This is a genomic window from Massilia sp. NBRC 108631 (assembly GCF_059704565.1).
This window is the reverse complement of record NZ_BAAKJE010000018.1, coordinates 21,128-42,316: the sequence shown is the minus strand read 5'-3', so window position 1 is coordinate 42,316 and position 21,189 is coordinate 21,128. Positions and strand designations below refer to the sequence as shown.

Genomic DNA, 21,189 nt, shown 5'->3' with positions numbered 1-21,189 from the left:
CGGCGCATGAGTATATCGCCGTAATTTCGCTGTAGCCTGCATGCGCCTTCTGCTCACTGCCAGCTCGCGCCTGATGCTCAATCGTCGTCGTTCGGATCGAGATCCGGGAACATCACCGAGGTGTAGCCGAACTGGCTGAAGTCGGTGATCCGCATTGGGTAGAGGATGCCGTGCAGGTGATCCACCTCGTGCTGCACCACGCGCGCATGGAAGTCTTCCGCGTCGCGCACGATGGGCTTGCCGTATTGGTCCACGCCTTCGTAATGCAGCTTCTTGAAGCGCGCCACGCTGCCGCGCAGGCCGGGCACGGACAGGCAGCCTTCGAAGCCGGCTTCCTTCTCGTCCGTAATCGCCGTCAGCACGGGATTGATCAGCACCGTCTCCGGCACTTGCGGCGCGTCCGGGTAGCGGACGTTGTTCTTGAAGCCGTAGATCACCAGTTGCAGGTTGACGCCGATCTGCGGCGCAGCCAGGCCAGCGCCGTTGGCGGCGTGCATGGTGTCGAACATGTCCGCGATCAGCGCGTGCAGTTCCGGGGTGTCGAACTCGCGCACCGGTTCGGCCACCCGCAGCAGGCGCGGGTCGCCCATTTTCAGGATTTCACGGACCGTCATTTCGTTCCTGCTCCCAGTTCCAGCTGCATCTCCTGCAGGTATTTGCGGAATTCGCCGGCCATTTCAGGATGCTTCAGGCCCATGGCGGTGGTGGCTTTCAGGTAGCCCAGCTTCGAGCCGCAGTCGTAACGCGTGCCGTCGTAGCGGTAGGCCAGCACGCGCTCGTGCTTCATCAGCGCGGCGATGCCGTCGGTGAGCTGGATTTCGCCGCCGGTGCCCGCGCCCAGGTGTTCGAGGTGTTCGAAGATGCGGCCGGACAGCACATAGCGCCCCACCACCGCCAGCGTCGAAGGCGCCTCTTCCGGCTGCGGTTTTTCCACGATGCCCGAGACCAGCTCCAGCCTGCTCTGGTAAGGCGAGGCGCTGACGATGCCGTACTGGCGCGTGTTCGCGCGCGGCACGTCCTGCACCGCCAGGATGGTGGCGCGTTCGTAGGAGTACACTTCGGTCATCTGCGCCAGCACCGGGCGGGCGCCGTTGTCGGTGTCCATGAAGTCGTCGGCCAGCAGCACGGCGAACGGCTCGTCGCCCACCACGGGTCGCGCGCACAGTACGGCATGCCCCAGGCCAAGCGGCTCGGACTGGCGGATGAAGATGCAGTTGATGTGCTTGGGGATGATGTTGCGCACTTGCTCCAGCAGCGCGGTCTTCTGTGCCGCCTCCAGCTCGGCTTCCAGTTCGTAGGCCTTGTCGAAATGGTCTTCGATGGCGCGCTTGTTGCGGCCGGTAATGAAGATCATGTCGGTGATGCCGGCAGCGACGGCCTCCTCCACCGCGTACTGGATCAGCGGCTTGTCGACAATAGGCAGCATCTCTTTCGGCTGCGCCTTGGTGGCGGGCAGAAAACGGCTGCCCAGGCCTGCAACAGGGAATACGGCTTTACGGATTTGCGTCATTTATTGTTCTCCAGCAGGGCCAGCAGCCCTGCTTCGTCAAGGATAGGGATTTCCAGTTCTTCCGCCTTGGCCAGCTTGCTGCCCGCCTCGGCGCCGGCCACCACGTAGCCGGTTTTTTTCGACACCGAGCCGACTACTTTGCCGCCGGCCGCCTCGATCATGGCGCTGGCCTGGTCGCGGCTCAGCTTAGGCAGCGTGCCGGTCAGCACAAAGGTCTTGCCGCTCAGCGCGCCGGCCACCTCTATCGCTTCCGGCAACTGCGCCAGCAGGTCTTTGCGCAGCGCGTCCAGCGCCAGCAGCTGCTCGCGGTGGCCTGGCTGCGCCATCCATTCTTCCAGCGCGGACACCACCGCCGCAGGCAGGCCGAACACGGAGAACACGCCCAGGTGGGCCAGCACTTCCAGCGTCACTTCCTGCTCCACCAGCTGCTTGCAGCGCGGCTCGGTGAGTTTGGGGATGCCGAGGGCCGCCATCAGCTTGACGGTGTCGAGCTTCTCGCGCAGCTTGGCGCTGGGCGGATGCTCGCCTTGCGGCGTGACGCCCGCCGCCAGCAGTGCGTCGATGGCTTCCTGGTTCTTCGGCTCGGCGAAAAATTCGGCGATGGATTCCGCCACGGTGCCGCCGATATCGGGCAGCACGCGCAGCAGCGCGACCGGGGCGCGGCGGATCAGGTCGAAGCGGCCCAGCCATTCGGCCAGCGTCTTGCCGGTCGATTCGCCCACGTGGCGTATGCCCAGCGCGAACAGCAGGCGCTCCAGCGGCGGTTTCTTGCTGGCGGCGATGGCTTCCAGCAGGTTGTCCGCCCACTTGGTGGCGATCTTGCCTTGCTGGACGGTCTCCGGCGTGGTGCCGTCGCGTTCATCGGCCAGGCGCTTCATCTTCAAGAGGTCGTCCAGCGTCAGCTTGTACAAGTCGGCCACGCGCGTGACCAGGTCGCATTCGACCAGGTTGTCGATGTAGCGGTCGCCCAGGCCTTCGATGTCCATCATGCGGCGGCCCGAGAAGTGACGGATGGCCTCTTTGCGCTGCGCGCGGCAGAACAGGCCGCCGGAGCAGCGCGCAATCGCTTCGCCCTCTTCGCGCACCACGTGCGAGCCGCACACCGGGCACACCTTGGGCAGCACGTAGCGCGGCGGCTCCGGCTGCGGGCGCTTTTCCAGCACCACGGCCAGCACTTCGGGGATCACGTCGCCGGCGCGGCGCACAATCACGGTATCGCCCACGCGCACGTCCTTGCGCTGCACTTCGCCCTCGTTGTGCAGCGTGGCGTTGGTGACGTTCACGCCGCCCACGAACACCGGCTCCAGGCGCGCCACCGGCGTGATGGCGCCGGTGCGGCCCACCTGCACTTCGATGTCGTGCACAATGGTGGTGGCTTCTTCGGCCGGGAATTTGTGGGCGATGGCGAAACGCGGCGCGCGCGAAACGAAGCCGAGCTGCCGCTGGTCGGACAGCTTGTTGGCCTTGTAGACCACGCCGTCGATTTCATACGCCATGCCTGGCCGCTCACGGCCGATCCTCTGGTAGTACTCCAGCAGCCCGGCCGCGCCGCGCACCACGGCGCGCTCCCTGGCCACCGGCAGGCCGAGCGCGTGGTACCAGTCCAGCAGCGCGGAATGCGATTCGGGCATCTCGGCGCCTTCCAGCGCGCCAATGCCGTAGGCGAAGAAGCTCAGCGCGCGCTGCGCGGTGATGCGCGAGTCGAGCTGGCGCAAGCTGCCTGCGGCCGCATTGCGCGGATTGACGAATTCCTTCTGGCCGGCTTCGCGCTGGCGTTCATTCATCTTCTCGAAGTCGCGCTTGTACATCAGCACCTCGCCGCGCACGTCCAGCAGCGTGGGCACATTGCTGCCGTGCAGGCGCAGCGGAATGCCCTTGATGGTGCGGATATTGGCGGTGACGTCCTCGCCGGTGTAGCCGTCGCCGCGCGTGGCGGCCTGCACGAACAGGCCGTTTTCATAGCGCAGGTTGATGGCCAGGCCGTCGAACTTCACTTCGGCGGCGTACTCCACCTGCAGCACGTCCAGGCCTTCGCGCACGCGGCGGTCGAAGTTCTCCACGTCCTCGTCGCTAAAGCCATTGTTCAGCGACAGCATGGGCACCGTGTGCGTCACCTGCGCGAACTGCGGCAGCGGCGCAGCGCCCACCCGCAAGGTTGGCGAATCCTGCTCTTGCAGCGCAGGGTATTCGGTTTCCAGTTTCTGCAGCTCGAGGTAGAGCTGGTCGTACTCGGCGTCCGGAATGGTGGGCGCATCGAGCACGTGGTAAGCGTGCAGATGGCGGTTCAATTCGGCCGTCAGCCAGGCCGCGCGTTCAACCTTGGCCTGGTATTCCTTGTCACTCATTGCGCACCCTTAGCAGAACAGGCGCAGCGCGCGGGTGGAACCGGCTGGGATGTCGGACGATTCCATATCGGCGTAGAAGTCGCGCACCTGGCCGGCGATTTCGGCCAGCGCCTGGTCCGACAGCGGCTGGCTGTAGTCGTCCACGATGGTGCCGTCCAGGCGGCCCGCCAGCGACTTGGCGCAGGCGATCATGGCGCCGAAGCCGTCGCGCGCCGGCGCCACGCAGGGCACGTCCAGCAGCAGCGTCAGGCGCGGCGTAGTTTCCTCTGCCAGCGTGACGTTGGTCGACAGCGAGAACAGGTGCCCGCCTTCGCCGTCCGGCATAACGTAGCGGCCGTCGGGGCGCACGTCGAAGCCCTGCTTCTCCAGCGCACCGAGCAGCGTACTGATGGCCCACGGCGCGCCGTTGGTGTGCAGGTTAACACCCAGCTGGGCGTCGTGGCTGGAGACGAAGCGGTGCAGCGTCTTGGCCTCGGCCATTACTTCCATCATGTCCGGGATGGCCGGCTCGGCGCCGATCTCGTCGGCCATGGCGCGCAGGCGCGTCACCAGTTCGGAATATTCGAGTTCGTTCAGCGCGGTACTGCGGCTGGCCAGCTGCACGCCGCCTTGCAGCTCGGTGTACACGCCGCCGTGGACGATGGGTTCCCAGTCGCCGTTCACGTGCAGGCCGATGTAGTGCACCGGCTTGTTGCCCACCAGGCGCAGCTTCTGCAGCACCGGCAGGATCTTGTCGCCGCGCACCGGCGCCTCCAGCGCCAGCGGCAGCAGGCAGTCGATCAGCGGGTCCACCAGCGCGGTGGCCTGCTCGGCGGCGGGCGTCAATGTGCCAGCCGGATGCACGGGAGGCACGTAGGCTTCGCCGTCGGCCTCGCTCGCGCCGGTGGCTGCGCCGGCGCCCGCAGCCGTGCCGGCTGTGGCATGCGTATCGTCAGCGTCGTAGCCATGCGCGCGTGCCGCAGCCGCGCCGCCGGCGGCGGTGGCCGCGTCGTCATCCAGCGAAAAACTGGGCTCGTGGCGCGGCGCGGCGGGCTCGCCGTCGGGCCGCATCAAGACGTCGTCGTGGTCGGACGAGAAGGCCCGTTCCACGGTTTTCTTGGCCTTGTACTCCTGCCACTTGTTGTACGAGAAAACGCCGACGATAAAGACGCCGCCGGCTGCGATCAAACTCATTTGAAGATCTGTCATGCTGCTTGTGCCTCGGAAGCGAAGTTGGCGGCGGCTTCCATATCCACCGCCACGATGCGCGATACGCCCTGCTCTTGCATCGTCACACCGATCAGTTGATTGGCCATCTCCATCGCAATCTTGTTGTGCGAAATGAAGAGGAATTGGGTCTGGTCGGACATCCGTTTCACCATGCGGCAGAAACGTTCCGTATTGGCGTCGTCCAGCGGTGCATCGACCTCGTCGAGCAGGCAGAACGGCGCCGGGTTCAGGCGGAACATGGAGAACACCAGCGCGGTTGCCGTCAGCGCTTTCTCACCGCCCGAGAGCAAGTGAATGGTGGCGTTCTTCTTGCCCGGCGGCTGCGCCATGACCTGCACGCCGGAGTCCAGGATCTCGTCGCCGGTCATGATCAGCTTGGCCTGGCCGCCGCCGAACAGGATGGGGAACAGCTCGGAGAAGTGGCCGTTGACGCGGTCGAACGTGTCCTGCAGCAGGTCGCGCGTTTCCTTGTCGATGCGGGCGATGGCGTCTTCCAGCGTGTTGATCGCCTCGGTCAGGTCCGCGTTCTGCGAATCGAGGAAATTCTTGCGCTCGGACGCCTGCGCCAGCTCGTCGAGCGCCGCCAGGTTGACCGCGCCCAGCATGGAGATGGCGTTGTTCAAGCGCGTGACCTCGCCCTGAAGGTAGGACGGCTTCATGTCCGGGTTCAGCTTTTCGCCCAGCGCGGCCTCGTCGGCGCCCGCTTCGGCCAGCTGCGCGGCAAACTGTTCCTGGTTCAGGCGCGCGGCCTGCTCCTTGAGCTGCAGCTCCATGATCTTGTCGCGCTGCGGCTGCAGGCTGCGCTCGTTGTTCATGCGCGCGTCCTCGAAGGAGCGCAGCTGCTGCGTGATCTGGTCCAGCTCATGGCGCGCGTCCGACAGCGCGCGTTCCTGCTGCGTGCGGCGGTCCAGCAGCTCCTGCAAGCCTTCGCTGGCGGTGCCGGCCTCCAGGCTTGCCAGTTCGCGCTGGCCGGCGCTCAGGCTGTCGGCCACCTGCGCCGCCTGCGTGGTGGCGGTGGCGATGCTGCGGCGCAGTTCGTCGATCTTGCTGCGCTGGGACTTCTCGGCAAATTCGGCTTCCTGCGCGCCGCGTTCCAGGTCGCGCAGCGCCTGGCGCGCGTCGGCCAGCTTCTGTTCCTTTTCCATGAAGACGGTCTGGCCATCCTCATGCTCTCCTTGCAGGTTGCCCAGCTCCATATCGAGCTGCTCGAACTTCTCTTCGGACTCCAGCTTGACCTGCATCTGCTCCGCTTCCTGCGCGGCGATTTCCGCCAGGTCGGACGCGATCTGCGTGCTGCGCTGGTTAAAGCGCGCTTCGATCTCGGACAGTTTCACCACTTCGATTTGCAGCGCGTGCACCGACTGCTGCAGCTGCTGCACCTTCTGGCGCAGCTCGGCCAGATTGCGCGCATGGGCCGCCACGGCGGCGTCCGCGCGCACCGAGCGGGCGCGCGCCTCGTCGGCCAGGATGGTCTGGGCGCGCAGCTGCTTGGTGATGTTGTCGATCTCCTGCTGGCGCGCCAGCATGCCGTCCTGCTCCGCGTCGGCAGCATAGAAACGCACGCTCGATTGCGTGATGACGTGGCCCTGCGCGGTGACGAACAAGGCGCCAGCAGGCAGCGTGCCGCGCGCCTTGAAGGCGGCGTCCGCGTCGTCGGCGATGAAGACGTTGTGCAGCCAGTCCTGCAGCACGGCGCGCAAGCCCGAATCGTTCAGCTTGAGCAGCGAGATGAAGGGCTTGAGGCCGAGCTGCTCCTGCTGCATGGCGGGCGCCGACGCGCCCGGAGCGAACAGCGCCAGCTTGGCCGGCGGCGCGTCGCTGAAAAAGTGCCTGGCCCATTCGATGTTGGACACCTGCAGCGCCGAAGTGCGTTCGCGCAGGATGGCTTCCATCGCCGTCTCCCAGCCCGCCTCGATCTGCAGCTTCTGCCACAGGCGCGGCAGCGCGTCCAGTTCGTGCTTCTGCAGCCAGGGCGTGACCTTGCCCTGGGTCTGTACGCGCTCCTGCAACTGGCGCAGCGCGTTCAAACGCGCTTCCAGTTGCGCATTGGCGGCCGCCTCGGCGTTCACCTGCAGTTGCGCGTCCTGGCGCTCTGCTTCCAGCCTGGGCTGCTGCTCCAGCGCCTCTTCCAGGTGGTAGGCCTGCTCTTCCAGCGCCTGCTGCTTTTCCTCCAGCTGCAGCTTCAGGTTGGACAGGTGCGCCGAGTCCGGCAGGCTGAGTGCGTTCTTTTCCTGCTGCAGGCGTTCACGCCGCACCGCCAGGCCGTTCAGAATATTGCTGGCGTTGCGCTGGTGCGCCGACTCCAGTTCCAGCTGCTGCTGCGCCTGCATGATGCGGGCGCGCGATTCGCTGCTCTTGTCCTGCGCCGCGCGCCATGCCGCTTCCAGCACCGGCAACGATTCGGCCTTCTGCTCGGCCATCATGCGCGCCTGCTCCACCTTGGCCGACAGCTCTTCCAGGTTGAATTCGGCCTCTTCGATCTGCTCGGTGTATTCGGCCGCCTGGCTCTGCCACTGGTCGCGCTGCGCGGTCAGGGTGCCCAGCTGGTTCTGCAAGCGAGTGCGCGACTCGACCACGAACTTGATCTGCGCTTCCAGGCTGCCGATCTCGGAGTTGGTCTGGTACAGGTGGCCTTGCGCGGTGTGCAGGCGGTCGCCGACAGCGAAGTGCGACTGGCGCATCTGCTCCAGCGTCAGCTCCACGTTGCGCAGCTTGGCGGTCTGCTCTTCGAGGTCGGTCTGCGCCTGCTCCACCTCGCGGAAGAACTTGGTCTGCTCGTACTGCGCTTCGTTCTTGCGCAGCAGCCAGAGCAGCTTCTGCTTCTCGTCCTGGTCGGCCTGCAGCTGGTGGAAGCGGTGCGCCACGGCGGCCTGCGCCTCCAGCTTGTCCAGGTTGGCGTTCAGTTCGCGCAGGATGTCTTCCACCCGCAGCAGGTTCTCGCGCGTGTCGTGCAGGCGGTTCTCGGTCTCGCGGCGGCGCTCCTTGTACTTCGACACGCCTGCCGCCTCTTCCAGGAATACGCGCAGCTCTTCCGGGCGCGATTCGATGATGCGCGAGATCATGCCCTGGCCGATGATGGCGTAGGCGCGCGGACCGAGGCCGGTGCCGAGGAAGATGTCCTGGATGTCGCGCCGGCGCACCGGCTGGCCGTTGATGTAATAGGTGGAAGTGCCGTCGCGTGTGAGCGTGCGCTTGACCGCGATTTCGGCATACTGGCCCCACTGGCCGGAAGCCTTGCCGTCATTGTTGTCGAACACCAGTTCGACCGAGGCGCGGCCGGCCGGTTTGCGGTGCGTGGAACCGTTGAAGATCACGTCCTGCATCGATTCGCCGCGCAGTTCCGACGCTTTCGATTCGCCCAGCACCCATCGCACGGCATCGATAATGTTCGATTTGCCGCACCCGTTGGGACCTACCACGCCGACCAGCTGCCCGGGCACCTGGAAATTGGTGGGATCGACAAACGACTTAAATCCCGACAATTTAATGGAAGATAGACGCACGTTTTGGGACGAATTGAATTGCCACAATGAAAAGTGGCTTATCATACCATTTCAAAGCCGGATTCAGGCTAAAAACGCGTGCGCTGCGGGGCGAGGCCGGCCTCTAACCGCCCGTGCGCGGGCGCCTTGCTATACTGGCGGCGCCGGGCAGGTCCGCCCGCCACATTGGGAGAACATTTTGCAGATACAAGCGGGAGCCGGGGCCGGCTCGAACAGGACCGCCGCCAGCATGGATACGCCGGCGCGCATCGCCATGCTGCGCTCGCAGATCAAGGGCCTGCTGAAGAAAATCCAGACCTTGCGCAAGGCGCTGATGGAGGCCACCGATCCGAAAGAACGCATGGCCATCATGAAGCAGATCATCGACATGCAAGCCCAGGTAGCGATGGCGGAGGCGCAGATCGCCGAGCTGCAACTGCGCGCCAGGCGCCGCGGGCAGCCTGTGCCGGAACCGCTGCCCGAGCCCGAAGAGAAGGACAAGTGGAAGGACGCCTATGGCCCCGCCTGGTGATCCGGCCGGCCCGGCCGGCGGCCGCAAACCGGCCGTGCTGTTCGTCTGCATGGGTAACATCTGCCGCTCGCCGACCGCCGAAGGCGTGTTCCGCCAGCGTGCCGAAGCGGCAGGGCTCCAGCTTGAGATCGATTCGGCCGGCACCCACGCCTACCACGTCGGCAATCCGCCGGACGCACGCTCCGCGCGCCACGCCGCGTTGCGCGGCTACGACCTGAGCGCGCAGCGCGCGCGGCAAGTGTCGGCCAGCGACTTCGCGCACTACGACCACGTGCTGGCCATGGACCACGAGAATTTCGCCCGCCTGCAAGCTGCCTGCCCGCCCCAGCACCGCCACAAGCTGGCCCTGTTCATGCAGTACGCCACCCGCTCCGACTCGGACGTGGTGCCGGACCCGTACTACGGCGGCGCCAACGGCTTCGACCGGGTGCTGGACTATATCGAGGATGCGTCCGACGGCCTGATCGCCGCGCTGAAGAAAGCCTGAAAGGACGGATCAGGCCGCCACGCCGGCCGGGGGATCGAGATTGTCGTCGTTGACGGCCAGGCCGCCCATGGCGGCGGACAGGGCGCGCGCCACCACGCCTTCGGTGCGCACCGCGCGCACGCTGTGGTCGCGGAATTTTTGCACCAGGGCTTCACCCGACAGCGAGAACGCTTCCTGCCGCGCACTGGTGGAGAAAATGTAGAGCGTGCGCAATGGACTGATCCAGGCCAGCTTGACCTTGCGGGTGCTGCCGTCGTCCTGGTCGAACTCCAGCCACATGCCGCGCGCCAGGCCGTCGGCCTCGATGCTGGCGTCGTCGTCCAGCGCCAGCTGCGGTTCGGGCTGCGTTTGGGCGGCCGCTTCGGCAGCCTTCGCCTCCAGCTCCAGGCGGCGCTCGGCGGCTTTCTGCGCCACCTCCAGCGCGATTTCCACCTGCCGCTCCGGCGACAGTTCCAGCGGCGCGCGCACGATGGAGGCGTGGCACTCGGCCAGCTCGGCGAAAAACTGCAGGCGGTCCGCGTCCTGCCAGCGAATCACGTCCAGCCACTTGTTCAGCGTGGAGAGCAACTTGGGCAGCTTGGAAATCAGCTGCTTGCGTTCATCGCCGGTAATTTTCGGCCGCACGCTCCAGATCAGGTCGTCCATGGTCTGCGTGGCGTTCTGCACCGCGCCCGGCTTGCCGTCTTCCACGCTGTAGGCGATGGTCAGCACCGACACCCATTTGTTCTCGAGGAAGGCCTCCACCATGGCGATCACTTCGCCGGTGCCAATGCGCAGGGCGACGGCATTCTTGGCGGACTTGGCGGCCACGGCCATCTTCTCCTGCTTCAGCGCGGCGGCAATCGGCTCGGCGATGGCCGCCGCCGACGCGGCCTCCTCGGCCTTGATGGACGCTTCCAGCTCCTGCACCGCTTCACTGAAAGCGGACACCTCCAGGTCGTGGTCGCGGCCGACGCGTTCGACGCTGCGCTGCATGGCCTGGAACAGCGGATCTTCCGGGCTCTTGCGCTGCTCCCAACCCATCTTGGACAGCAGGTCTATCATGCGCCGCGCCGGATGGCTGTCCTGGAAGAAGAAGTCCTTGTCGACCAGCGCCGCTTTCAGCACGGGGATTTGCAGGAAACGGATCAGGTCGCGGATTTCCTGCGAAATATTCTGGTCGCGGAAGACCGTGTCGAAGATGGCCGACAGCAGGTCGATGGTGCTTTCGTCCGAGCGCGTCAGGCTGCCCTGCGGGGCGTTCTTTTTGATGTTGGGCAGGTAGAAGACGTTGGGCGCAGCGCTGCCGGCAACGCCATCTCCCGTATGCGCCGCGGCACCCAGGCTGGCGATGCCCTGCACGCCTGCGGCGCTGGCCGCGGCGTTCAGCAGGCCGAGCAGGCCTTGCGCGCTGCCGCCCTGCGCACTGCCCTGGCCGCCGGCGGAAACGCCGCCCGCCAAAGCCGCCATAGCCGCCATACCCGGCAAGCCCGCCAGGCTGACCGGGACCGCAAAGCTGCCGGCCGGCACCGCCACCATGCCCTCGGCCGGCACGAAGCCAGTGGCCGGCATGGGATAGCCGCCATGCGCCGCGCCTGGCGCGGCCCATCCGGTACCGCCAGCACCGGCTGCGATTCCGGCCGCGCCATGCGCGCCGGACAAGCCGGCCATGCCTGGCGCCGCAGCGCCGAAGCCGCCCCCATGTCCAGCGGCAGCTGCTGCGGCGGGCAATCCGGCGCCTGCCGGCGCAGCCCCTCCCACACCGACGCCCGCCTGCCCTGCGCCCGCCGGGGCGAAGCCGGTCGCAAAGCCCGGGTAAGGCACGGCCACGCCGCCGCCCTGCGCGCCCGCCATCAGGAAGCCGGCGGCGGGCATGGCGCTCTGCTGCACCTGCGCCAGGTAATTCATCAGCGGCTGCTTGGCTGCGGTTTGCACCGCCCGTTGCGCCACCTCGTTCGCCACGCCGCCCAGCGGTCCTTGTGCGGCGCCCTGCGCCCACGCACCCGCCTTCAAGTTGGCAATATCGGGCAGATCGGGAATGATCAGATCGGGATCGAGCGGCGCGTCCTGCGTAGCCGAGAAGAACTGCCGCAACTGCTGGGCCAGTTCGGCCTGCTGCTTGCGCTTGCGCGCCGGACTGGCGCTGCTGGCGTCGTGCGAATCCGCCTTGCGCAGCTTGTGGCCCTCCGCCGAACCGGGCAACCCGCCCTTGCGCTGCAAGGTCAGGCTCAGCTCCTCCAGCATGGCCGACAATTCCATGAACATGCCGGGCTTGAGCAAGCCCAGCAGCATCCCCGCCGCCTCCTCGTCCGGATTGAACTCCAGCCAGGCCAGCTGCAGCGCATTCAGGAGCACTTCCGGACGGAAGGGATTCTGGTTTACCCGCAGAATGTCGCGGTCCAGCAGGAAGGCCAGGCGCACGTTCAGCGTCGCCAGCGCATCCGAATATTGCACTTCGAACGGCTTGCTGATGCCGCCCAGCGTGACCTTGCTGTCCATCTCTTCAAGCGACACCAGCGACAGCGGCTGGTCCAGCACGCGCGGCTTGACCTTGGCGCCGGGCGCCAGTTCGGCGATCTCTTGCCGCAGCGCGCGCTCCAACTCCCTGAGGGCCAGGTTCAGGTAGCGGTAGTGATCATTCCGCAACAGATTGCCCGCGCGGATGCGGGCCTGGAGTTCGCGCACGTCGCCGCCGCCATCTGCCACGTCGACCAGCGCGGCGGCGATCCGGGTGGTGAAATCGAGGAATTGATCGCCCACATGCCGTTTGACGATCTCGATCAGGTTCTCCAATAGCGCATGCCGCGGGGTGACCGCTTTTTTTGGCGCTGCCGGAGTTGTCGGATGTGAAAGCATGGTCTAACCTGAATGCGGCAGGCTGCGCGGCCGGCCTGTCCATTTCATGTTAACAGCCGCGATACCACATTCTTGCACATTCTTGCCATCTGGCAATAGCCCGCGAGAAACAAATAGTGATTTTGTTTGATTTTTCCCTCACTGCATAAAGGACAGCGACATGAAATCGAAGCAAAGAAGCGACCGGCCGAGCAAAGATAGTGATGCCAACAGCGCCAGCCGTCAATCGGGAGCACCGGGATCGGCCTCGGTAGGCCGCGCCGACATGCAGGGCGGCGCCATCGACCGCAAGGAAGAGAGCCGCCGTTCGCGCAGCGACGAGGCACGCAGCGAGGTCAGCCGCAGCACCAGCCGCAGCGGTTCGCGCAACCGCTAGGCAGCATCGCTGTCCGCGCGCCCCCCCGCCGCCCGGCCCGCTCGGCCGGGCGGTTTCGCGTTGGGCTCAGGCCTCGGACCCGGACCTCGGACTCAGATATTGGTGATGCGGCGGCCCGGCGGCGGACGGAAGTCGCTTACCTTGTCAATCATGTTCACCTTGACGGCCTCGGCGGCGGTCAGGTGCAAGTCCGAATAGGCATGGGTGCGCCAGTGCTCCTCGCTGAACTGCACATGGCTGCGCAGAATTTCCTCCGTGCGGGCGTCGTCCGCCTGCAAGCCTTCGACGATGATGCGCAGCGCATCGGGCCGCGCCCCGGACGGCGCGCTGGCATGCGACTTGTGCACCATGAATCGGGCGGTGCTGCTGGCGTAGCGCTTGTGGCCGGCCAGGAAAACGATCACCGCGATGGACGCCACGGCGCCGGCATTGTAAAGGTGGAAGCGGACCGGCAGCTTGCTCATGTAGTTGTACAGGCAGATGCCGTCGCTCACGTAGCCGCCGTTCGACTGCAGCAGCACGTGCGCATCGGTCACCATGTCCTCGCTCATGTCCGCCGCCGCGTCGAACATGCGGTGCACCATGTCGCTGTTGACGTCGCCGGACAGGGTAAACCACGAATGGCCCTGCAGTTTGTCCTGGTCTTCCATGAATGTATCCTCACTTTTATGCATGCAATGATTCTAACAAAACATAGCGCCTCATAGCGGGACAGGACGGCATTCGTGCGCGGGACGGCAACACCGCGGTCCGGCGCCAGCCGCGCTACAATCTGGCCCAGATCATAAGGAATCAGATGGACAACCTCACTTCGGCATTAACCAGACTCTACCTTCCCGGCGGCGCCAAGCAGACCAACCTGCTGGCGCAACGCGCCCAGGGCCAGACCGGCGTGGACGTGCGGCTGGTTGCGGATGGCCGCACGCGCGCCATCGCCATCCCGTTCCGCCCTGTCGCGGGCGGCCTGGAGGCGCAGCACTGGACCCAGCTGTGCGACGTGGCGAATGCGCTGCAGGCGGAGTTGGGCTTGCCTGCGCCGGCGGTGAGCATTTCCGGCGACAGCGGCTACGGCCTGTGGCTGTCGCTGGCCACGGCGGTGCCGGAAGCGCTGGCGCAGCGCTTCGCAGCGCTCCTGTGGACCAAATATGTGCCCGACCTGCCGCCACCGGGCAGCGCCCTGATGGATGTGCCACCCTGCCTGCATCAGAGCACCGGCAAATGGGCCGCCTTCATCAATCCCGGGCTGGGCGCCTCGTTTGCGGAAGAATCGGGACTGGAAATGCCGCCGCCCCACGCCGGGCAAGCAGCCCTGCTGGACGGGCTGCACAGCATCAGTGATGAGCAATTCCGGCATGCGCTCAGCCTGCTGCAGCAGGCGCCCGTTGCCGAGCAAAGCGCCCCGCCGCCGTCGCCCTCCTCCGCGCCCGCGTCCGCGCCGGCCGACGGGCTGCTGCTGAAAGACGCCACACTGGAGGACATCATTCAGTTCCTGCACGCGAGGAACATTGAGCCAAGCTTCCGGCATTTGATCCGGAAATGACCTGGGATTCTAGTCCACACCCAGAATGGACGGCACGGCCTGCTGCAGCTGCTCGATAAGTTCCGCGTCCATATACTTGTACTCATCTGGAATATCGAGCACGTGGACCTGCTTAAAATCCAGCACTCGCGTGTACTCGGCTTTTAGCCGCGACTTGTGCTTCTCTTCCATGACCAGGATGACATCAGCCCATCGGATGTCATCCTCGGAAACATGGTGCCTGGCATTCGGACTTGTTCCTCCTGACCGGACATTCAGTGCCGGATGGCTGCGCCAGACCGATTCTGCGGTCGGGCTTCTCCACTGATTTCTGCTGCAAACAAAAAGCACATTTATCCGGCCACCACCCTCGATTTTGGAGTTCATATTCCCTGTATCCGATATTCCCGCTTTCCCAGCGGCCGCCACCAGCGGCCCGTTCATTTCAGATTATATCTGCCCCACAGTTTTTTAAGAATGCCGGCGCTTTCCATCTCCGACAGGATTTTGTTGAGTTCGGCGACATCCGGCCTGTTTCCTTTTCTGGCAAGGATGGTGTAGGAATTGACGGCATCAAATTTCGTCGAGACCAGAATTTTCTGTTGTACGTCCGGGTGTCTGAGCAGGTAAATCTGCAAATACTCCCTGACCACCACCGATATATCCGCGCGCCCCGCAACCGCCGCCTCAATCAGGCCATCCTGCGACGTGATCATGTGGGCATTGAAGTGCTTCTTCAGGAACTCATAATCGGAATTGAAGTTGGCGAAGCCATAGTGGTAGCCAAGAATTCCCCAGATCGTTTTCCCTTTCAGATCATCGAAATACCGCTGATCCTTATACTTTTCCATCCGCGTGACGTAGACAGTGCCGCCATGCATGATGACATTCGTCGCCTCGATCTCTCTGCCCAGCCAGCCCCAGTCCAGGGCCTCAAAAAAAATAAGATCGAAACGTTTCTCGTCAAAATGGGAAAAGCGCCGCTTCGATGACGTGTGAACAAATTCGAAGACATACTTTTTCTGAAATGCATTCAGCGCGGCAATCAGATCAAACGTCAGGCTGGCGCTGCCTGCGGTCTTGTCCACAAATGGCGGAAAATCATAGCCGCCGACTTTGACAACTTGCTGCGCTGTTGCCGGAAGCGCGCAAAGTCCGATCAGAAAAGCAAGAGTGAACGCACGGGCAATCTGAACGAGCCGTCCGCAAGACCTTGCGCCTGCGGGCATGCTGGTTTTCCGTTCGACAAGGCGACACGCGCCGCTTTGCGCCCGCGAGGCTTGCCAGTTCAACAATTTTGATTTGTACAACATGAGCAGTAACAGTGGGAGACTGTTTCAACTCTACCAGTATGCTGGCGGCGCGCGCCGCAGCGCTGCGAATTCAGCCGCCTGGCGGCCTCGTCAGCCCATAAGCTGTTGTTGAAAAGCGCCAGGCCGGATCAGAACTTCGATAATTGGGGCCGCTCTCGTGCCTGGTTAATCCGTGATATTTCCAACAACATCGAGCACCTCCGAGGCGAATTCGAGGAGGTCTCCCAGCCCATCGAAGCCGTTCGCAGACGAATTGCCGGGTAGGCTCAGGCCGATTTTCGACAAGTCCTCCTGCTTGGGTGGCTCGACCAGTTCCAGCAACTGGGCAAGCTGGCCAGCGTCCAGCCAAAGGCGCAAACACTGCGGACAGGCGCACATGGCGACGCCCTTGTAGTTCAGCGGCTTCATCGCCTTGCCATCGGCAGGGCACGGGCGAATGCCAGCCGTATCGGCCTGCTTGTGCAGCTGCAGCGCCGCGTGCGCCCGCACTTCGCGCAGCAAGGTGCCGCTCAGTGACACGCCCAGGCACTTTGGGCAGCGGTGAAGCTGGTGGCCGTTGAAACTGCCGGGCGCCAGTTGGGCGTCGTCGATTGGGCAAAGCATGGCAATTCCTTCAGTACAAAGAATGCCCATGAGATTACCAGATTGCCAGGGCGAAAAAGTCACCAATCATCACCGGACGGCACTGGTCATCGCGCTCCCGCGCGCCCCGCAAGATTGACATAAAGTCCCTTCTGGCATATATTCCTCAGTCTTGATCGGGAGAGGGCAAACTCGCGTTGCCGCCGAAGGGGCACTACCCAAAAACTCTCAGGCAAAAGGACCGGTCAAGGGCCAGCGGCGCACCGCGCAGCTGGGTCAAACTCTGGAGAGCGGCTGCGGCACCACGCCAGCAGCCCACCGAAGGGGCGTGCGGATGATCATCCGCTATCTCTCAGGTACCAAGGACAGAGGGGTTCGTCGCATTGTGCTGTGCATTTTGCTTCTGTTAACCCCTATATCTATTGGACTGCCCCATGACGCTCAAAGCGACCCCACTCAATAACGCTCACCGCGCCCTGAACGCTCGCATGGTCGATTTCGGCGGCTGGGACATGCCAGTCAACTACGGTTCGCAGATCGAGGAACACCATGCGGTGCGCACCGACGTCGGCATGTTTGACGTGGCCCACATGTGCGTGGTCGATATCAAGGGCGACAACACCCGTGCTTTCCTGCGCGGCCTGCTGGCCAACAACGTCGACAAGCTGCAGGTGTCGGGCAAGGCGCTGTATTCGTGCATGCTGAACCCGCAAGGCTTCGTGATCGACGACCTGATCGTCTACTTCATCAACGAAGGCTGGTTCCGCCTGGTGGTCAACGCCGGCACGGCAGAAAAAGACGTGGCATGGATGCAAGCGCAGAACGAAGCCACGGGCTCGGGCGTCACCATCACCCAGCGCAGGGATGCCGCGCAAGGCGGCGCCAGCGCCATGGCCCTGATCGCCGTGCAAGGCCCGAACGCCCGCGCCAAGGTATGGGAAGTAATCGCCGGTTCGCAGGCCGCCACCGCCGAGATGAAACCGTTCAACGTGGCCTTCGTGCAGGACACCCCGTACGGCGAGGCGATGATTGCCCGCACCGGCTATACCGGCGAGGACGGCTTTGAGATCGGCGTGGCCGCCGACCAGGCCGAGGCGCTGTGGAACGCGCTGTACGCCGCCGGCGTGAAACCTGCCGGCCTGGGCGCGCGCGATACGCTGCGCCTGGAAGCGGGCATGAACCTGTACGGCCAGGACATGGACGAAACCGTGAACCCGCTGGACGCCGGCCTGGCATGGACCATCGATCTGGTGTCCGAGCGTGACTTCATCGGCAAGGCGGCACTGCAGGCCATGGGTCAGAACGCCCAGTTCGTGGGCCTGATCCTGCGCGAAAAAGGCGGCGTGCTGCGCGCCCACCAGAAGGTTATCGTGGCCGGCTCCGAACAGACCGGCGAGATCACCAGCGGCACCTTCAGCCCAACCATGCAGCAGGCCATTGCGCTGGCGCGCGTGCCAAACGGCGTGAACGTGGGCGACACCGTGCACGTGGAAATCCGCGACAAGAAACTGGCCGCCACCGTAGTGAAGCTGCCGTTCGTGCGTAACGGTAAAATCCTGGTAGCTTGACCCCAATCCTTAAGAACATAACCAACTGGAGCCACACATGAGCAATATTCCTGCAGACCTGAAGTACACCGAGTCCCACGAGTGGGTGCGCGCTGAAGCTGACGGCACCGTGACCGTCGGCATCACCGAGTTCGCGCAGGACGCACTGGGCGATATCGTGTTCGTCGAACTGCCGAAAGTCGGCACCACCTACGGCGCCGGCGACGACGCAGCCGTGGTGGAATCGGTAAAAGCCGCTTCCGACATCTACGCACCGATCGCCGGCGAAGTCGTTGCCGTAAACGACGCCGTGGTCGATGCCCCTGAGTCCATCAACACCGACGCTTACGCCGCCTGGCTGTTCAAGATCAAGCCAGCCGACGCCGGCGCCATCAACGGCCTGCTCGACGCAGCAGCCTACGGCAAGACCACCGACGCTTAATTCCGCATGTCCCCGGGCCAGCATTCCGCTGGCCCTTTTTTCTGCCCGCGCCCAATATCATGACCCGTACCAGCCTGACCCAACTCGAAGCCCGCGATGCTTTCATCGCCCGCCACATCGGCCCGGACGCCAACGAGCAGCAGCAAATGCTCGACGTGCTCGGCTACGCCACCCGTACCGCGCTGATCGATGCGATCGTGCCGCCGTCGATCCGCAACAAGAGCGCCCTGCCGCTCGGCCAGTTCTACCAGCCGATGCCGGAAACCACCGCGCTGGCCAAGCTGAAAGGCATCGCCGCGCAGAACAAGGTGCTCAAATCGCTGATCGGCCAGGGTTACTACAACACCCACACGCCCGGCGTGGTGCTGCGTAACATCTTCGAGAACCCGGCCTGGTACACCGCTTACACCCCTTACCAGCCCGAGATTTCGCAAGGCCGCCTGGAAGCCATCCTGAACTTCCAGCAGGTGATCACCGACCTGACCGGCATGGGTATCGCCAACGCGTCCATGCTGGACGAGGGCACCGCCGCCGCTGAAGCCATGACGCTGATCCAGCGCGTCGGCAAGTCGAAATCGAACACCTTCTACGTCGCCAACGACGTACTGCCGCAAACGCTGGAAGTGGTGCAGACCCGCGCCCTGCCGCTGGGCATCACCGTGAAGACCTTCGACCCGGCCGAACTGGCCGGCGTGACGGACGCCTTTGGCGTGCTGCTGCAGTACCCAGGCGTGAACGGCGTGGTGCGCGATTACCGCGCCGCTGTGGAAGCCGTGAAAGCCAGCGGCGCCATGGTGGTCGTCGCTGCCGACCTGCTGGCCCTGACCATGCTCACGCCGCCGGGCGAATGGGGCGCGGATGTCGTCGTCGGCAACTCGCAGCGTTTCGGCGTACCGCTGGGCTTTGGCGGCCCGCACGCCGGCTATCTGTCCACCCGCGACGACTTCAAGCGCTCGATGCCGGGCCGCCTGGTGGGCGTGACCATCGACCAGCAAGGCAACAAGGCATACCGCCTGGCCCTGCAGACCCGCGAGCAGCACATCCGCCGCGAAAAAGCCACCTCCAACATCTGCACCGCGCAAGTGCTGCTGGCCGTGATCGCGTCGATGTACGCCGTCTACCACGGCCCTGCCGGCCTGCTGCAGATCGCCAACCGCGTGCACCGCTATACCGGCATCTTGGCCGCCAACCTGCGCACGCTGGGCTACAGCATCAACGACACCTTCTTCGACACGCTGACCGTCAAGACTGCCAACGCCGCCGCGCTGCACGCCGCCGCCGAAGCCAATGGCGTGAACCTGCGCAAGATCGACGCCAACCACGTCGGCATCTCGCTGGACGAGACCATCACCCGCGACGACATCGCCACGCTGTGGACCGTGTTCGCCACCGGCGTTGCCAACGCCCCTGCCGCGCCGGACTTCGACACCGTCGAAGCGGGCGTGGACAACAGCTTCCCTGATGCGCTGGCCCGCAGCTCGGCCTACCTGACGCACCCGGTGTTCAACCGCTACCACTCCGAAACCGAAATGCTGCGCTACCTGCGCAGCCTGGCGGACAAGGACCTGGCGCTGGACCGCACCATGATCCCGCTGGGATCGTGCACCATGAAGCTGAACGCCACCAGCGAGATGATCCCGGTCACCTGGCCTGAATTCTCGTCGATCCACCCGTTCGCGCCGAACGAGCAGACCGTGGGTTACCGCGAAATGATCGCGCAGCTGGAAGAGATGCTGTGCGCCGTCACCGGCTACGCCGCCGTGTCGCTGCAGCCGAACGCCGGTTCGCAGGGCGAATACGCCGGCCTGCTGGTGATCCAGAAGTACCACCAGTCGCGCGGCGAAGGCCACCGCAACATTTGTCTGATCCCGTCCTCGGCGCACGGCACCAACCCGGCATCGGCCAATATGGTCGGCATGCAGGTGGTGGTCACCGCCTGCGACGAGCGCGGCAACGTCGACCTGGCCGACCTGAAAGCCAAGGCCGAGCTGCACTCGAAGAACCTGGCTTGCGTCATGGTCACCTACCCTTCGACCCACGGCGTGTTCGAAGACGGCATCCAGGAACTGTGCGACATCATCCACTCGCACGGCGGCCAGGTATATATAGATGGCGCCAATATGAATGCACTGGTGGGCGTGGCCGCACCGGGCGCGTTCGGCGGCGATGTCTCACACCTGAACCTGCACAAGACCTTCTGCATCCCGCACGGCGGCGGCGGTCCGGGCGTCGGCCCGATCGGCGTGGGCGCGCACCTTGCCAAGTTCCTGCCTAACCAGCGCTCCAACGGCTACGTGCGCAGTGAAGACGGCATCGGCTCGATCTCGGCGGCGCCGTTCGGCTCCGCATCGATCCTGCCGATCTCGTGGATGTACATCGCCATGATGGGCGGCGAAGGCCTGACGGCTGCCACCGAGACCGCGATCCTGAACGCCAACTACATCGCACGCCGCCTGGCGCCGCACTACCCCGTGCTGTACTCGGGCCACGACGGCCTGGTGGCGCACGAGTGCATCCTCGACTTGCGTCCGCTGACCGATGCCACCGGCATCAGCAACGAAGACGTGGCCAAGCGCCTGATGGACTTCGGCTTCCACGCCCCGACCATGAGCTTCCCGGTTCCGGGCACCCTGATGATCGAGCCGACCGAATCCGAAGCGAAAGCCGAGCTGGACCGCTTCATCGATGCGATGATCGTCATCCGCGGCGAGATCGCCAAAGTGGAAAGCGGCGAGTTCGACAAGCTGAACAACCCGCTGAAGTTCGCCCCGCATACGGCCGAAGTGCTGACCTCGGACAACTGGGACCGCAAGTACAGCCGCGAAGTGGCTGCCTTCCCGGTGCCGGCGCTGCGCAAGCAGAAGTACTGGCCGTCGGTGGGCCGCGCCGACAACGTCTACGGCGACCGTAACCTGATGTGCGGCTGCGCACCGATCAGCGATTACGAGTAACCGCAAGCAAAAAACCCGGCGCTGCCGGGTTTTTTTTGGCGTGATGGCCACCGTGGGGC

General features: G+C 64.7%; 17 protein-coding genes and 2 riboswitches. Of the genes, 7 read left to right on the top strand and 10 right to left on the bottom strand.

Annotated elements, in window-relative coordinates:
* Nucleotides 1–77: 77 nt before the first annotated feature.
* Genes def through smc form a run of 5 tightly spaced genes read right to left on the bottom strand, consistent with a single transcriptional unit; the run spans nucleotide 78 to nucleotide 8,567 of the window.
* Nucleotides 78–614, bottom strand: a complete 537-nt coding sequence (gene def / locus AC6H42_RS01590) for a peptide deformylase (RefSeq protein ID WP_057157042.1) — start codon at nucleotides 612–614, stop codon at nucleotides 78–80.
* A complete protein-coding gene (galU, locus tag AC6H42_RS01585) occupies nucleotides 611–1,510 on the bottom strand; it encodes a UTP--glucose-1-phosphate uridylyltransferase GalU (protein ID WP_057157041.1) in 900 nt (299 codons plus the stop codon). The genes def and galU overlap by 4 nt, the downstream gene beginning before the upstream one ends.
* Nucleotides 1,507–3,855 (bottom strand): NAD-dependent DNA ligase LigA, encoded by a 2,349-nt coding sequence (ligA, locus tag AC6H42_RS01580; RefSeq protein WP_497547259.1) that lies wholly within the window; start codon nucleotides 3,853–3,855, stop codon nucleotides 1,507–1,509. Before ligA ends, galU begins: the two co-directional genes overlap by 4 nt.
* A 9-nt stretch (nucleotides 3,856–3,864) precedes the next feature.
* The gene (locus tag AC6H42_RS01575; protein WP_057157039.1) at nucleotides 3,865–5,043 is read right to left on the bottom strand and encodes a cell division protein ZipA C-terminal FtsZ-binding domain-containing protein; all 1,179 of its coding nucleotides are present in this window, start codon (nucleotides 5,041–5,043) and stop codon (nucleotides 3,865–3,867) included.
* Nucleotides 5,040–8,567, bottom strand: coding sequence for a chromosome segregation protein SMC (smc, locus tag AC6H42_RS01570; protein WP_497547258.1), 3,528 nt, complete (start codon nucleotides 8,565–8,567; stop codon nucleotides 5,040–5,042). Before smc ends, AC6H42_RS01575 begins: the two co-directional genes overlap by 4 nt.
* 178 nt (nucleotides 8,568–8,745) lie before the next feature.
* Here smc and AC6H42_RS01565 point away from each other — a divergent pair, with 178 nt between their 5' ends.
* On the top strand, nucleotides 8,746–9,078 hold the full coding sequence (locus tag AC6H42_RS01565; RefSeq protein WP_162249932.1) for a FlxA-like family protein: 333 nt from the start codon (nucleotides 8,746–8,748) through the stop codon (nucleotides 9,076–9,078).
* Nucleotides 9,062–9,565: a low molecular weight protein-tyrosine-phosphatase gene (locus tag AC6H42_RS01560; RefSeq protein ID WP_497547257.1), complete on the top strand. Its 504-nt coding sequence runs from the start codon at nucleotides 9,062–9,064 to the stop codon at nucleotides 9,563–9,565. Before AC6H42_RS01565 ends, AC6H42_RS01560 begins: the two co-directional genes overlap by 17 nt.
* Before the next feature lie 9 nt (nucleotides 9,566–9,574).
* On the opposite strand, the gene AC6H42_RS01555 is transcribed toward AC6H42_RS01560, so the two are convergent.
* Nucleotides 9,575–12,337, bottom strand: coding sequence for a DUF1631 family protein (locus tag AC6H42_RS01555; protein WP_497547256.1), 2,763 nt, complete (start codon nucleotides 12,335–12,337; stop codon nucleotides 9,575–9,577).
* A 223-nt stretch (nucleotides 12,338–12,560) separates the two neighbouring features.
* Between AC6H42_RS01555 and AC6H42_RS01550 the strand changes: the two genes are divergently transcribed.
* Entirely contained in the window at nucleotides 12,561–12,776 is a 216-nt protein-coding gene (locus AC6H42_RS01550; RefSeq protein WP_157201063.1) for a hypothetical protein, read from the top strand.
* A 92-nt stretch (nucleotides 12,777–12,868) separates the two neighbouring features.
* Here the strand turns inward: AC6H42_RS01550 and AC6H42_RS01545 are convergent, their stop codons facing one another.
* Nucleotides 12,869–13,426: an ATP-dependent Clp protease proteolytic subunit gene (locus AC6H42_RS01545; protein WP_497547255.1), complete on the bottom strand. Its 558-nt coding sequence runs from the start codon at nucleotides 13,424–13,426 to the stop codon at nucleotides 12,869–12,871.
* Between the two features lie 146 nt (nucleotides 13,427–13,572).
* Between AC6H42_RS01545 and AC6H42_RS01540 the strand changes: the two genes are divergently transcribed.
* Complete coding sequence (locus tag AC6H42_RS01540; protein ID WP_497547254.1) at nucleotides 13,573–14,316, top strand: hypothetical protein; 744 nt, start codon at nucleotides 13,573–13,575, stop codon at nucleotides 14,314–14,316.
* 9 nt (nucleotides 14,317–14,325) lie between these two features.
* Here the strand turns inward: AC6H42_RS01540 and AC6H42_RS01535 are convergent, their stop codons facing one another.
* The 3 genes from AC6H42_RS01535 to AC6H42_RS01525 form a co-directional block, all read right to left on the bottom strand.
* Nucleotides 14,326–14,682, bottom strand: coding sequence for a low molecular weight protein tyrosine phosphatase family protein (locus AC6H42_RS01535; RefSeq protein ID WP_082552022.1), 357 nt, complete (start codon nucleotides 14,680–14,682; stop codon nucleotides 14,326–14,328).
* A 53-nt stretch (nucleotides 14,683–14,735) separates the two neighbouring features.
* Nucleotides 14,736–15,587, bottom strand: coding sequence for a substrate-binding periplasmic protein (locus AC6H42_RS01530; RefSeq protein WP_497547253.1), 852 nt, complete (start codon nucleotides 15,585–15,587; stop codon nucleotides 14,736–14,738).
* A 186-nt stretch (nucleotides 15,588–15,773) separates the two neighbouring features.
* Nucleotides 15,774–16,274, bottom strand: a complete 501-nt coding sequence (locus AC6H42_RS01525) for a zf-TFIIB domain-containing protein (RefSeq protein WP_497547252.1) — start codon at nucleotides 16,272–16,274, stop codon at nucleotides 15,774–15,776.
* 83 nt (nucleotides 16,275–16,357) lie between these two features.
* A riboswitch (glycine riboswitch) is annotated at nucleotides 16,358–16,444 on the top strand.
* A 19-nt stretch (nucleotides 16,445–16,463) separates the two neighbouring features.
* Nucleotides 16,464–16,569, top strand: a riboswitch (glycine riboswitch).
* Nucleotides 16,570–16,624: 55 nt separating this feature from the next.
* On the opposite strand from AC6H42_RS01525, the gene gcvT reads away from it, so the two are divergent.
* From gcvT to gcvP, 3 genes are read left to right on the top strand one after another with little or no spacing between them, the layout of a single operon-like run.
* Nucleotides 16,625–17,758, top strand: coding sequence for a glycine cleavage system aminomethyltransferase GcvT (gene gcvT / locus AC6H42_RS01520; RefSeq protein ID WP_057157032.1), 1,134 nt, complete (start codon nucleotides 16,625–16,627; stop codon nucleotides 17,756–17,758).
* Between the two features lie 37 nt (nucleotides 17,759–17,795).
* The gene (gcvH, locus tag AC6H42_RS01515) at nucleotides 17,796–18,179 is read left to right on the top strand and encodes a glycine cleavage system protein GcvH (protein WP_057157031.1); all 384 of its coding nucleotides are present in this window, start codon (nucleotides 17,796–17,798) and stop codon (nucleotides 18,177–18,179) included.
* 59 nt (nucleotides 18,180–18,238) lie between these two features.
* On the top strand, nucleotides 18,239–21,130 hold the full coding sequence (gene gcvP, locus AC6H42_RS01510; RefSeq protein WP_497547251.1) for an aminomethyl-transferring glycine dehydrogenase: 2,892 nt from the start codon (nucleotides 18,239–18,241) through the stop codon (nucleotides 21,128–21,130).
* The last annotated feature ends 59 nt before the right edge of the window (nucleotides 21,131–21,189 follow it).

Excerpts from the sequence above, each read along its gene's own strand:
- AC6H42_RS01550 (WP_157201063.1), top strand. The coding sequence starts at position 12,561 with ATGAAATCGAAGCAAAGAAGCGACCGGCCGAGCAAAGATAGTGATGCC.
- ligA (WP_497547259.1), bottom strand. The coding sequence starts at position 3,855 with ATGAGTGACAAGGAATACCAGGCCAAGGTTGAACGCGCGGCCTGGCTG.
- AC6H42_RS01535 (WP_082552022.1), bottom strand. The coding sequence starts at position 14,682 with ATGAACTCCAAAATCGAGGGTGGTGGCCGGATAAATGTGCTTTTTGTT.
- AC6H42_RS01540 (WP_497547254.1), top strand. The coding sequence starts at position 13,573 with ATGGACAACCTCACTTCGGCATTAACCAGACTCTACCTTCCCGGCGGC.
- gcvH (WP_057157031.1), top strand. The coding sequence starts at position 17,796 with ATGAGCAATATTCCTGCAGACCTGAAGTACACCGAGTCCCACGAGTGG.
- AC6H42_RS01575 (WP_057157039.1), bottom strand. The coding sequence starts at position 5,043 with ATGACAGATCTTCAAATGAGTTTGATCGCAGCCGGCGGCGTCTTTATC.
- AC6H42_RS01560 (WP_497547257.1), top strand. The coding sequence starts at position 9,062 with ATGGCCCCGCCTGGTGATCCGGCCGGCCCGGCCGGCGGCCGCAAACCG.
- def (WP_057157042.1), bottom strand. The coding sequence starts at position 614 with ATGACGGTCCGTGAAATCCTGAAAATGGGCGACCCGCGCCTGCTGCGG.
- gcvT (WP_057157032.1), top strand. The coding sequence starts at position 16,625 with ATGACGCTCAAAGCGACCCCACTCAATAACGCTCACCGCGCCCTGAAC.
- galU (WP_057157041.1), bottom strand. The coding sequence starts at position 1,510 with ATGACGCAAATCCGTAAAGCCGTATTCCCTGTTGCAGGCCTGGGCAGC.
- gcvP (WP_497547251.1), top strand. The coding sequence starts at position 18,239 with ATGACCCGTACCAGCCTGACCCAACTCGAAGCCCGCGATGCTTTCATC.
- AC6H42_RS01545 (WP_497547255.1), bottom strand. The coding sequence starts at position 13,426 with ATGGAAGACCAGGACAAACTGCAGGGCCATTCGTGGTTTACCCTGTCC.